Raw genomic sequence first — 11,985 nt, 5'->3', positions numbered from 1 at the left:
GCCGCCCCACGGCGGCATGCTATCGTGCGGTCCCGTCCTGCCACCCGTTCGCCCAGCATGCCGCCGACTTCCCGTACCTTGCGTCTGTCGTTGTATACCCTGCTGATCATTGCCGGCGCCGCCATCGCCGCGACCCTGGCCGTGCGCCATGCCGAGCGTCAGGCTCAGGAAGAAGACGCCGCCCGGGCCAGTCAGCAACTGGCGCTGTACGCCAACTCGCTGCATACCCTGATCGACCGTTACCGTGCCCTCCCCGCCGTACTGGCGCTGGACCCGCAATTGCGTGCGGCCCTGCGCGGCCCGGTCGATGCCGAGCAGCAAGCGGCGCTCAACCTGAAACTGGAAAAGATCAACGGCGCGGCGCAGTCCTCGACCCTTGAACTGCTCGACCACACCGGCCTCGCGGTGGCCGCCAGCAACTGGCGCCTGCCCAGCAGTTATGTCGGCCACAACTACGGCTTTCGCCCGTATTTCAGCCAGACCCGTACCCAGGGCAGCGGACGCTTCTACGCCGTCGGGGTGACCAGCGGGATTCCCGGTTACTTCCTGTCCAGCGCGGTGCTTGGCGACAACGACGAGTTTCTCGGGGCGATGGTGGTCAAGCTGGAATTCCCGGAACTGGAGCGCGAATGGAGCCAGGGCAGCGACACCCTGCTGGTCAGCGACGCACGCGGAATCATCTTCATCGCCAACCAGCCCGGCTGGCGCTATCGCCTGTTGCGACCGCTGAGCCCGGGCGATCACGCCGAAATCAAGACCACCCGTCAGTACGACAAACAGGCGCTGGTGCCGCTGACCCACCTGTCGCTGCGACGCTTCGACGAGAACAGCGATCTGGCCCGGGTCGAAGGCCCGACGGGTACGGCGGATTATCTGTGGGAGTCCCTGCCACTGGCCGCCGAAGGCTGGACCCTGCATCTGCTGCGCCCGGCCAGAGTGGCTTTCGAGGACCTGCGCAACGCTGGACTCGCCGCCGCCGGCGTGTGGCTGGCGCTGGTGTTTCTGTTGCTGTTTCTCAACCAGCGCTGGCGTCTGGCGAAGATGCGCCAGCGCAGTCGCGCGGAGCTGGAACGTCTGGTCGAGGAACGCACCCGCGATTTGCGTACCGCCCAGGACGGTCTGGTGCAATCGGCCAAACTGGCGGCGCTGGGGCAGATGTCGGCGGCGCTGGCCCACGAAATCAACCAGCCGCTGACCGCCCAGCGCATGCAACTGGCGACCCTGCGCCTGTTGCTCGACCATGGCCGGGTGGACGATGCCTACAAGGCGCTCAAACCGGTGGATGACATGCTCACCCGCATGGCGGCCCTCACCGGCCACCTGAAAACCTTCGCCCGCAAAAGTCCCAGCGGATTGCGCGAACGTCTGGATCTGGCAACCGTGGTCGATCAGGCCCTGCAATTGCTCGATACGCGGATACGCGACGAACAGGTCAGCCTGGTGCTGCACCTGACCCGTCCGGCCTGGGTTCGTGGCGATGCGATCCGTCTGGAGCAAGTGCTGATCAACCTGCTGCGCAACGCGCTTGATGCGATGCACGACACCACTTGCAAGCGTCTGGAAATCCGTCTGGAAGCCGATGAACAACTGTGGCGCCTGAGTGTCATCGACAACGGCCCCGGCATCGCCGAAGAACACCTGGGCCAGGTGTTCGATCCGTTTTTCACCACCAAACCGGTGGGTGACGGGCTGGGCCTGGGACTGGCGGTTTCGTTTGCTATCGTCCATGAGTCCGGCGGCCGCCTGAGCGCCGACAATGGCAGCGTCGGCGCGGTGTTCAGCCTGACCTTGCCGATCGATCTGGAGGCGCACATCTGATGCTCAATTCGGTGATGGTGGTCGACGACGAAAGCAGCATCCGCAGCGCCGTCGAACAATGGCTGAGCCTGTCCGGGTTCGATGTGCAACTGTTCAGCCGCGCCGAAGAATGCCTGGCGGCGCTGCCCAGGCATTTCCCCGGGGTGATTCTCAGCGACGTGCGCATGCCCGGTCTCAGCGGCCTGGAATTGCTCGCCGAAGTGCAGCGACGGGATGCCGATCTGCCGGTGATTCTGCTGACCGGCCACGGCGATGTGCCAATGGCGGTCGAGGCGATGCGCGACGGCGCCTATGACTTCCTGGAAAAACCCTTCAGCCCGGAAACCCTGCTCGGCAGCCTGCGCCGGGCGCTGGACAAGCGCCGTCTGGTCCTGGAAAACCGCGCCCTGCACGAACAGGCCGACAACCGCGCCCGACTCGATGCGACGCTGCTGGGGGTCTCCCGTGGCTTGCAGACCTTGCGCCGGCAGGTGCTGGACCTGGCGACGCTGCCCGTCAACGTGCTGATCCGTGGCGAAACCGGCAGCGGCAAGGAACTGGTCGCCCGCTGCCTGCATGACTTCGGCCCGCGTGCGGACAAACCGTTCGTGGCGCTGAACTGCGCGGCCATCCCCGAGCAATTGTTCGAAGCCGAACTGTTCGGCCACGAAAGCGGCGCGTTCACCGGCGCGTCGGGCAAACGCATCGGCAAGCTGGAATACGCCGACGGCGGCACGTTGTTCCTCGACGAAATCGAAAGCATGCCGCTGGCCCAGCAGGTGAAATTGCTGCGGGTGTTGCAGGAGCAGAAACTCGAACGGCTGGGATCGAACCAGAGCATTCGCGTGGACCTGCGGATCGTCGCGGCGACCAAACCGGACTTGCTCGATGAAGCCCGGGCCGGGCGTTTTCGCGAAGACCTCGCCTATCGCCTGAACGTCGCCGAACTGCGCCTGCCACCGCTGCGTGAGCGGCGCGAAGACATTCCGCTGCTGTTCGAAGCCTTCGCCCACAGCGCCGCCGAACGCCTGGGCCGGACCTTTCCGCCACTGAGCGGGGCGCAGTTGAGTCACCTGCTCGGGCACGACTGGCCGGGCAACGTGCGCGAACTGGCGAACGTCGCCGAGCGCCAGGTGCTGGGGCTGGACGAACCGGCACCGGGGATCGATCCGGGGCAGTCGCTGGCGGCCCAGCAGGAGGCGTTCGAGGCGCAGTGTCTGCGGGCGGCGCTGACCCGGCACAAGGGCGATGTGAAGGCGGTGCTTGAAGAGCTGCAACTGCCCAGGCGCACGTTCAATGAAAAGATGCAGCGGCATGGGTTGAGCCGGGAGATGTTTTTGGCTGAGTGAGGGGGCTTCTGACGCTGCACCCGATAAGCGGAAATCCGCTCACCCAGTCCAATACCTCGGCAATATTCCGCTCACCCGATTCCCATACCCCCTCTAAACCGGCCCTCTCCCCGTTGGCACACCTCCTGCTATAGCCCTCGCAGGCTGCGTTCCCACGCGCTCCACAAAAACAATTAAACGAAGGATCCTTCAATGGATAACTCCAACGCCCTGCCTCTTGGGTCGGCTGCCGTGCCGGCAAAAGAAAAAACCACCGCGAGCCGGATCAAATCGATCTTCAGCGGTTCCGTCGGCAACATGGTCGAGTGGTATGACTGGTACGTCTACGCCGCCTTCTCGCTGTACTTCGCCAAAGTCTTTTTCCCCAAAGGCGACACCACCGCCCAACTGCTGAACACCGCAGCGATCTTCGCCGTGGGCTTCCTGATGCGTCCGATCGGTGGCTGGCTGATGGGGCTGTACGCCGACAAGGTCGGGCGCAAGAAAGCGCTGATGGCTTCGGTGTACCTGATGTGCTTCGGCTCGCTGATCATCGCCCTGAGCCCTGGCTATGAAACCATCGGTGTCGGCGCGCCGATCCTGCTGGTGTTCGCCCGTCTGCTGCAAGGCCTGTCGGTCGGTGGCGAATACGGCACCTCGGCGACCTACCTGTCGGAGATGGCGACCAAGGAACGTCGCGGCTTCTTCTCCAGCTTCCAGTACGTGACCCTGATCTCCGGCCAGCTCATCGCGCTGGGCGTGCTGATCGTGCTGCAACAATTCCTCACCTCTGACGAGCTGTACGCATGGGGCTGGCGCATCCCGTTCGCCATCGGCGCGCTGTGTGCGATCGTCGCGTTGTACCTGCGTCGCGGCATGGAAGAAACCGAGTCGTTCACCAAGAAAGAGAAATCCAAGGAAAGCGCGATGCGCACCTTGCTGCGCCATCCGAAAGAGCTGCTCACCGTGGTCGGCCTGACCATGGGCGGTACGCTGGCGTTCTACACCTACACCACCTACATGCAGAAATACCTGGTGAACACGGTCGGCATGAGCATCTCCGACTCCACCACCATTTCTGCCGCCACGCTGTTCCTGTTCATGTGCCTGCAGCCGATCATCGGCGGTCTGTCGGACAAGATCGGCCGGCGTCCGATCCTGATCGCCTTCGGCGTGCTGGGCACGATTTTCACCGTGCCGATCCTGATGACCCTGCACACCATCCAGACCTGGTGGGGCGCGTTCTTCCTGATCATGGCGGCGCTGATCATCGTCAGCGGCTACACCTCGATCAACGCTGTGGTGAAAGCCGAACTGTTCCCGACCGAAATCCGCGCCCTGGGCGTCGGCCTGCCGTACGCACTGACCGTGTCGATCTTCGGCGGCACCGCTGAATACATCGCGCTGTGGTTCAAGAGCATCGGCATGGAAACCGGCTACTACTGGTACGTGACCGCGTGCATCGCGGTGTCGTTGCTGGTCTACATCACCATGAAAGACACCCGCAAACATTCGCGGATCGTGACTGACTGAGAGAGGTTTGCGCAGTCACCGCAACGGTGACTGTACGGACCTCTTCGCGGGCAAGCCCGCTCCTACAAGGGCCTTACAGCGCTCATGTGGAAGCAGGCTTGCTCGCGCGGTTTCAGGTCAATTCAGCAGCGTTGCGATTGCTGCCATAACGCTTCTGCGCATAGGCCGCCCCGCCGATCATCACCACCAGAATCCCCGCCAGCACCGCCGACGAACCGATGGTGCCGAAGTCCAGGCCGCCCTTCTCATGGGATTTGGTCAGGAAGTCGCCCAGGGTTGCGCCGAACGGTCGGGTCAGCACGAAGGCCACCCAGAACAGCAACACCGAGGACATCTTCGTCAGGTATTTGAGCAACACGACCACGCCGATGGCCGAACCGATCAGCAGCGCGCCACCGGCGAAACCCAGACCCGAGTCGTCGGCCAGATAGTCGCCAAGCGCGGTGCCCAGAGTGTTGGAAAACAGGATCGCCATCCAATAGAACATCTCGCCGCGAAAGCTCTGCACTTTGCTGACGTTGAGCGAATCACCACTCAGACGCCAGGCAGCAAAGATCGCCAGCAGAATCGCGATCAGGATCATCGAGCCGGTGGCGTAGCCCAGTTCCAGGGTGCGATCCATGAAGTCGGACATGGTGGTGCCGGCGGTGCTGGTGGACAGGATCACGATCCAGTACAGCATCGGCTTGTAGGTCTTGGCCATCAACTGCGTGACCAGGGTCAGGACGAACACGCTGATCAGAATCAGCGAGCTGATGGCGTAGCCGACGTTGAGGGTCATCGACAGCAAATCCCCCGCGGTTTCCCCCAGGGTCGTCGCGCAGATTTTCATGACCCAGAACGCCAGGGTGATTTGAGGCAGTTTGTTCATTGCAGGTAAAGCTCCAGTGTATGACGGCCGGTTCTTGGTTTTCTGGCCGTGGGCAGACTGGCGTTGCAGCGGTGAAAAAGCGGTCGGCAAAGTATGAAAAATCTGTCACCCAACGCAAAAACGGCGATTAATCCCCCATTAATGCTCGCCCCGCATTCTGCATTCACCTGATCGATTACCTGCGCGACGTTCGCCTCTCAACGAAAGCGAATTCAATGCGTCGCCCTTAATATCTACTTAATCGATAGTTTTTACCGTTATTTTGCGCTTTTTTATCAATTTGTTTGGCGTAGCATGAAACCCATGCAGACACACCTGCCAACGAACCTGGAGTAAAGAAGATGAAAACCAAACTGATCCTCGCCCTGACCCTGTCCGTACTGGCCGCCAACACTTTCGCCGCCGACGGCTACGACAAGACCGGCTCCGCGTCCTTCACCTCCGAAGCCAGCGCCGCCATCGAAAGCAGCCACTCGGGCACCTACGCCGCTGATGGCTTCGACAAAACCGGCACTGCCAACGCCATTGCCGCTGACGGCTTCGACAAAACCGGCACCGCCAACGCCATCGCTGCCGACGGCTTCGACAAAACCGGCACTGCCAACGCCATCGCTGCCGACGGCTTCGACAAAACCGGCACTGCCAACGCCATTGCCGCTGACGGCTTCGACAAAACCGGCACTGCCAACGCCATCGCTGCAGACGGCTTCGACAAAACCGGCACCGCCGCCGCCATCAGCTAACCCTCTCCATGCTCATCACAGCCCGGCTTCGGCCGGGCTTAGTGTTTTCTGAAGCCCGCGTTAATGATCGACTGGAAATTGCCGCAAGGCGCTTGCACTATTGCCCACCTCCGAACGCCTCCAGGATCACCCGCCATGTCCGATGACATCCATTTCTACGAACCCGCCAACGGCCACGGGCTGCCCCACGATCCGTTCAACGCCATCGTCGGCCCGCGTCCCATCGGCTGGATTTCCTCGCAGGATGCCGACGGCCGGCTGAACCTGGCGCCATACAGTTTCTTCAACGCCTTCAACTACATTCCACCGATCATCGGTTTCTCCAGCGTCGGGCGCAAAGACAGCCTGAACAACATCGAGCAGACCGGCGAATTCGTCTGGAACCTCGCCACCCGGCCGCTGGCCGAGCAGATGAACCAGAGCTGCGCGATGGTCGGTCCCGAGGTCAACGAATTTGAATTGGCGGGGTTGACGCCAGTGGCGTCGAAAGTGATTGGCGTGCCGCGCGTGGCCGAGAGCCCGGTGTCCTTCGAATGCAAGGTCACCCAGATCATTCAGTTGCAGCGAGCGGACGGCGAGACGGTGCCGAGCTGGCTGGTGCTCGGTGAAGTGGTCGCCGTACACATCGCCAAATGGCTGTTGAAGGACGGCATCTACGACACCGCCGCCGCAGAACCGATTCTGCGCGGCGGCGGCCCGGCGGATTATTTCCAGCTGGGGCCAGAGGCATTGTTCAAGATGTGGCGACCGGGTGCGGTCAAGTAATTACCAGATCAGCTCGGCGTCATCAGTGACGCCCTGCAGGCGATCCAGCTCCTGGATGGCGGCTTCGTCGGCAGCGATGGCGCCGGGAAACACCTGATCATCCAGCAGTTTGTGAAAGCGCGGCGCGCCGCCATCGACCAGCGCCTTGACCGCGATTGCCGCGTGATAGCCCTTGTTGCTGCCCAACTCGACGGGAACTACAGCGGAAACCGCTTCGAAGTGTTCGAACTCTTTACGTGCCATGTCGCAGGTCCTGGCTCAGTCAAATAAGCCGGTCATTAAACCCTCAACCGGCGAGTTTGTGTATCGGCGCGCGACACTGGCCCAGGGCCTGCGCCGCCGAGACGTCTTTGAAGGTGTGGAAATCAAGACTGTTGACCACCAGGTCCTGCACCAGCTCGGCAAAGATTTCCATCTGCGGGCTGCCGAAGTACGCGGTCATCGCTTGCTGGTTGCTCCAGAACCCGGACACCAGCCACAACTCGGGATCACCCTGCGAATGCTGCAGGGAGAAACTCAGGCAACCGGCGGCGGCGCGGGATGGTTCGATCAGCGTGCTGAGGCGCACGCCGAGTTCCGCCGAGCGCCCGGCGCGCGCTCGAACGAAGGCCATATGACTGACGGGGATTTGCTTGGACATGTTCAACCCTCCCAGGGAGTCGCGAGGCAGCCGGGGGACGGGCTGCGACAGGATCCAAGGTTAAGGGCCGGGTCACCCGCGCCGTTAGTCGATTCCTGCCGAGGCGTTGCACAATCCTGCGAGACTTCATTCTGCACCTGTAACAACCTGTAAAAAGGTTCACGGTTTCGTCATACGAGTTTCAAGCAAGTTTACCGGCCTGCCCCCTGACATGGCTGGCAACAACTTTCAGTCCGTGCAGAATCAGGCAAGCATTTCGCAGGATGTGTCTACCGCTCCGGCTTGCACAAACTTATGCTCTGCCCCATTCCACCGCCCTTGCCGAGGATGCCGCGCATGACGTCATTCGATCATTTTCAAGCTCCTCCCGATGCCGACATGGAAAAACAGCGCGCGGAACTGGCGGCGATCATCCGCCGCAACACCTCGGAGGATGGCAGTTATGCCACCGCCGTCGGTTCGCTGGTCATGTCGCGTCACACCAAATCCCATGACTTCGCCCCGGTGCTTGCGCAGCCGGCGTTGTGCATCATGGCCCAGGGACGCAAAGAGGTGCGGCTGGTCGACGAATACTTCAATTACGACCCGCTGAATTACCTGGTGGTCTCGGTTTCCATGCCGCTGAGCGGGCGGGTGGTGAACGTCTCGCCGGAGGAACCGATTCTCGCCGTGCGTCTGGACATCGACCCGGCGGAAATCACCGCGCTGATCGCCGATGCCGGCCCCATGGGCGTGCCCACCCGGCCGACCGGGCGCGGTCTGTATGTCGAAAGGATCGACAGCGCCATGCTCGACGCGGTGCTGCGCCTGGCCCGGTTGCTCGACGCACCGAAAGACATCGCCATGCTCGCGCCGTTGATCCGTCGGGAAATTCTTTATCGCCTGTTGCGCAGCCCGCAGGGTCATCGCCTGTACGAAATCGCCATCGCCAACAGCCAGAGCCATCGCATCAGCCAGGCGATCAAATGGCTCAACGGCAACTTCGAGCAGCCGCTGCGCATCGATGATCTGGCCAAGGAAGTGAACCTCAGCGTGTCGACCCTGCATCACCGTTTCAAAGCGATGACGGCGATGAGCCCGCTGCAATATCAGAAGCAACTGCGCCTGCAAGAGGCGCGGCGCCTGATGCTCGCCGAAGGGCTGGAAGCGTCGGCGGCGGGGTATCGGGTCGGGTACGAAAGCCCTTCACAGTTCAGCCGGGAATACAGCCGGTTGTTCGGGGCACCGCCGTTGCGGGATCTGGCGCGGTTGCGGTTGACGGTCTAAAAGCTACCCCCCCACCCCGGCCCTCTCCCCAAGGTGGCGCGGGGAAAAGAGAGCCGATCTCTGTTGTTTTCAACCTTGAGTTCACCTTGATTTTTCAGGTCGATGTACCTCGAATAAACACCTCGGTCGGCTCCCTCCCCCTTGGGGAGAGGGCTGGGGTGAGGGGGATTCGGGAGCAACTCACTATTAAGCGCCCAACACCCGACACGCCTCACTCGGCAACGTCACCGATACCGGATGCCCCACCCCCAAGCCGATCCCCTGACACGGCGTACTCAACGCGGTAAAGGTCACCCCGGAACACTCCACCGTGGTCTCGATGGTCGCGCCGATGTCCCGCACGAACGTCACCTTGCCCAGCAGGCGGTTGCCCGCCGTGGCCTGGGGGGCGGACAGTTGCAGGTCTTCCGGACGAATCAACATCTTCACTTTCTGCCCGACCACAATGCTGCTGCAGATCGGCACTTGCAGCGCGTCGCCGCCCGGCAGACCGACCTTGCCATCGCCCAGCGCAGTGGCCGGGAAAATGTTGCCCGAGCCGATGAAGTCGGCAACGAACTCGTTGGCCGGATGCCGGTAGATTTCGATCGGCGTTCCCACCTGCTGCACCCGATGCTCGCCCAGTACGACAACGATGTCGGCCATGGTCATGGCTTCGCGCTGGTCGTGGGTGACCATGATCGTGGTGATGTTCAGGCGCTGTTGCAGCTGGCGGATTTCCACTTGCATCGACTCCCGCAGTTTGGCGTCCAGCGCCGACAGCGGTTCATCGAGCAGGAGGATTTTCGGGTGCGAGGCAATCGCCCGGGCAATCGCCACGCGCTGACGCTGGCCGCCGGAGAGCTTGGCCACCGGGCGGTCGATCATCGGTTGCAGTTGAATCAGCTCAAGCAATTCCACCACCCGCGCCTGTTGCTCGGCCTTGGCCACGCCGCGCAGCTTCAGCGGATAGGCGATGTTTTCGCCGACCGTCATGTGCGGGAACAGTGCCAGCGACTGGAACACCATACCGAAATTGCGCAGGTGCGCCGGCGTGTGGCCGATGTCCTCGCCGTCCAGGCGAATCTCGCCGCCGCTGAGGGTTTCGAGGCCGGCGATCATCCGCAGCAGTGTGGTCTTGCCACAGCCCGAAGGCCCCAGGAAGCACACCAGTTTGCCTTCTGGCAAATGCAGGTTGACGTCTTTTACCGCGCAAGCCGAGCCGTAATGTTTCTCGACGTTTTCCAGAATCAGACCAGTCATGTTGCACCTCAAATCAAAAGGAAACGCCGCCCTCGCCCACCAGCTTCTCCAACGCCCAGATCAGGACGAAGTCGATCAGCACGATCAGCACGGCAAACGAGAACACGGTAGGGTCGAGCGATGACACGGTGCGGCTGTACATCCAGATCGGCACGGTCATGACGTCGATGGTGTAGAGGAAATAGGTGACGGTGAATTCATTGAACGAAACGATGAACGCCAGCAGCATGCCCGCCAGGATTCCCGATTTCATCAGCGGCACCACCACATCGATGATCGCCCGCAGCGGCGAAGCCCCCAGCATCTGCGCCGCCTCCTCGACTTCGCTGCCGATGGAGAGCATGGCCGCCGTGCAGTTCTTCACCACGAACGGCAACGCCAGAATCACGTGGGCGATCACCAGTCGCGAGGTGGTCATGTGGAACGGCAGGCTGTCGAACACCAGCAACAACGCCAGGCCCAGCACCACCATCGGAAACACCAGCGGCAGCGACATCAGTTGCAGCGCCACAGCCTTGCCCCGGAACTCGCAACGGGTCAGCGCGTACGCCGCCGGCACCGCGATCAGCGTGGCGAAGATCATGGTCAGGCACGACACCAGCAGACTGGTGCCCATGGCCTGGCCCAGGCTCAGCACATCGCTGGCATCCGGCGAAACGAAGGTGTGCCATGCCGCTTTGTACCATTGCAGGCTGTAGCTGCTCGGCGGGAAGTCCAGGGTCGAGGCGCCGCTGAACGACATGACGATCATGGTCAGGATCGGCAACACCGCCAGCAGCAGAATGAACCCGGACAGGATGCCGGCGAACTTGCCGGTGTCGCCGGGCAGCAGCGTCATGCGTTTCTTGGTCAGGACACTCATTGCGAAGCCTCCAGCAGACGCCGGCGACGGCCGGTGATGTATTCGGACAGGGTCATGATCGCCAGGGTGGTGACGATCAGCACCACGCCGGCAGCGGATGCGGCGGGCCAGTTCATCAACGGGGCGATCTGGTCATGCACCATCACCGCCAGCATCGGCACCCGACGGCCACCCAGCAACAAAGGCACCACGAAGCTACTGGCGTTGTAAGCGAACACCAGGGTCGCGCCGGTGATGATGCCCGGCAGACTCATCGGCAAGACCACTTGGCGGAACACCTGCAAACGGCTGGCACCGAGGGTCGCGGCGGCTTCTTCATACGAGCGCGAGACACCGCGCATGGCACTGGCAATCGGCAATACCGCCAAGGGGAAAGCCGTCTGCACCAGCCCCATCAGCACGCCGTTCTGGTTGTACAGCAGCATGATCGGCCGCTTGATCAGCCCCAGCCCCATCAAGGTCTGGTTGAGCATGCCGCCGGGGCCGAGGATCACCAGCCAGCCGTAGCTTTGCAGCAGCAGGTTGACCAGCAGCGGCAGCAGCACCGCCGCCAGAAAGATCCGCCGCACCAACGGCGAGGTCAGGCGCGACATGGTGTAGGCCACCGGGATTGCCAACAGCACCGCGATCACCGCGCTGATCAGCGCCAGACGCAAGGTCAGCAGCAACGACTTGAGGTAATAGGGTTCGAGCAGTTGCGCGTAGCTGGCGAGGCTGAAGCCCGTCCACTCCGCGCCCTTGGTGCCGATGCTCATGCGCAGCACCAGCAGACTGGCGGCAATCAGCACACCGAGAAACAGCATCGAAGGCGTGAGAAAAAACCACGCCCGCGCGGTCGGCGAAACACTGCGCGCCACGCGCACGTCACCCGCACCGACGGGTTGAGTCAGGGATTGATGTTCCATAGCAAATGATCTCGTCAATGGAAAACGGATCTC

General features: G+C 62.2%; 12 protein-coding genes. 6 read left to right on the top strand and 6 right to left on the bottom strand.

Going from position 1 to position 11,985, the window contains the following annotated elements; genetic code table 11:
- Positions 1-57: 57 nt before the first annotated feature.
- The 3 genes from KVQ74_RS19470 (at position 58) to KVQ74_RS19460 (ending at position 4,658) form a co-directional block, all read left to right on the top strand.
- Complete coding sequence (locus KVQ74_RS19470) at positions 58-1,818, top strand: ATP-binding protein (RefSeq protein ID WP_217832792.1); 1,761 nt, start codon at positions 58-60, stop codon at positions 1,816-1,818.
- Complete coding sequence (locus KVQ74_RS19465) at positions 1,818-3,146, top strand: sigma-54-dependent transcriptional regulator (protein ID WP_217832791.1); 1,329 nt, start codon at positions 1,818-1,820, stop codon at positions 3,144-3,146. The genes KVQ74_RS19470 and KVQ74_RS19465 overlap by 1 nt, the downstream gene beginning before the upstream one ends.
- A 192-nt stretch (positions 3,147-3,338) precedes the next feature.
- Complete coding sequence (locus tag KVQ74_RS19460) at positions 3,339-4,658, top strand: MFS transporter (protein WP_217832790.1); 1,320 nt, start codon at positions 3,339-3,341, stop codon at positions 4,656-4,658.
- A 112-nt stretch (positions 4,659-4,770) separates the two neighbouring features.
- On the opposite strand, the gene KVQ74_RS19455 is transcribed toward KVQ74_RS19460, so the two are convergent.
- Positions 4,771-5,529, bottom strand: coding sequence for a COG4705 family protein (locus tag KVQ74_RS19455; protein ID WP_217832789.1), 759 nt, complete (start codon positions 5,527-5,529; stop codon positions 4,771-4,773).
- A gap of 341 nt (positions 5,530-5,870) precedes the next feature.
- Here KVQ74_RS19455 and KVQ74_RS19450 point away from each other — a divergent pair, with 341 nt between their 5' ends.
- Together KVQ74_RS19450 and KVQ74_RS19445 are read left to right on the top strand one after the other, a co-directional pair.
- Positions 5,871-6,272, top strand: a complete 402-nt coding sequence (locus KVQ74_RS19450; RefSeq protein ID WP_217832788.1) for a hypothetical protein — start codon at positions 5,871-5,873, stop codon at positions 6,270-6,272.
- A gap of 135 nt (positions 6,273-6,407) precedes the next feature.
- Complete coding sequence (locus KVQ74_RS19445) at positions 6,408-7,037, top strand: flavin reductase family protein (RefSeq protein WP_217832787.1); 630 nt, start codon at positions 6,408-6,410, stop codon at positions 7,035-7,037.
- On the opposite strand, the gene KVQ74_RS19440 is transcribed toward KVQ74_RS19445, so the two are convergent.
- Positions 7,038-7,280, bottom strand: a complete 243-nt coding sequence (locus KVQ74_RS19440; protein ID WP_217832786.1) for a hypothetical protein — start codon at positions 7,278-7,280, stop codon at positions 7,038-7,040.
- A gap of 43 nt (positions 7,281-7,323) precedes the next feature.
- Positions 7,324-7,677, bottom strand: a complete 354-nt coding sequence (locus KVQ74_RS19435) for an antibiotic biosynthesis monooxygenase family protein (RefSeq protein ID WP_217832785.1) — start codon at positions 7,675-7,677, stop codon at positions 7,324-7,326.
- Positions 7,678-8,013: 336 nt separating this feature from the next.
- On the opposite strand from KVQ74_RS19435, the gene KVQ74_RS19430 reads away from it, so the two are divergent.
- Positions 8,014-8,943: an AraC family transcriptional regulator gene (locus KVQ74_RS19430; RefSeq protein WP_217832784.1), complete on the top strand. Its 930-nt coding sequence runs from the start codon at positions 8,014-8,016 to the stop codon at positions 8,941-8,943.
- A gap of 186 nt (positions 8,944-9,129) precedes the next feature.
- On the opposite strand, the gene KVQ74_RS19425 is transcribed toward KVQ74_RS19430, so the two are convergent.
- From KVQ74_RS19425 to KVQ74_RS19415, 3 genes are read right to left on the bottom strand one after another with little or no spacing between them, the layout of a single operon-like run.
- On the bottom strand, positions 9,130-10,185 hold the full coding sequence (locus KVQ74_RS19425; protein ID WP_217832783.1) for an ABC transporter ATP-binding protein: 1,056 nt from the start codon (positions 10,183-10,185) through the stop codon (positions 9,130-9,132).
- Positions 10,186-10,198: 13 nt separating this feature from the next.
- Positions 10,199-11,047 (bottom strand): ABC transporter permease, encoded by an 849-nt coding sequence (locus tag KVQ74_RS19420; RefSeq protein ID WP_217832782.1) that lies wholly within the window; start codon positions 11,045-11,047, stop codon positions 10,199-10,201.
- Positions 11,044-11,952, bottom strand: a complete 909-nt coding sequence (locus KVQ74_RS19415; protein WP_217832781.1) for an ABC transporter permease — start codon at positions 11,950-11,952, stop codon at positions 11,044-11,046. The genes KVQ74_RS19420 and KVQ74_RS19415 overlap by 4 nt, the downstream gene beginning before the upstream one ends.
- Between the last annotated feature and the right edge of the window lie 33 nt (positions 11,953-11,985).

The sequence above is a fragment of the Pseudomonas botevensis genome (assembly GCF_019145475.1).
Taxonomy (GTDB): Bacteria; Pseudomonadota; Gammaproteobacteria; order Pseudomonadales; family Pseudomonadaceae; genus Aquipseudomonas; species Aquipseudomonas botevensis.
This window is presented reverse-complemented; position numbering and strand designations above follow the sequence as displayed.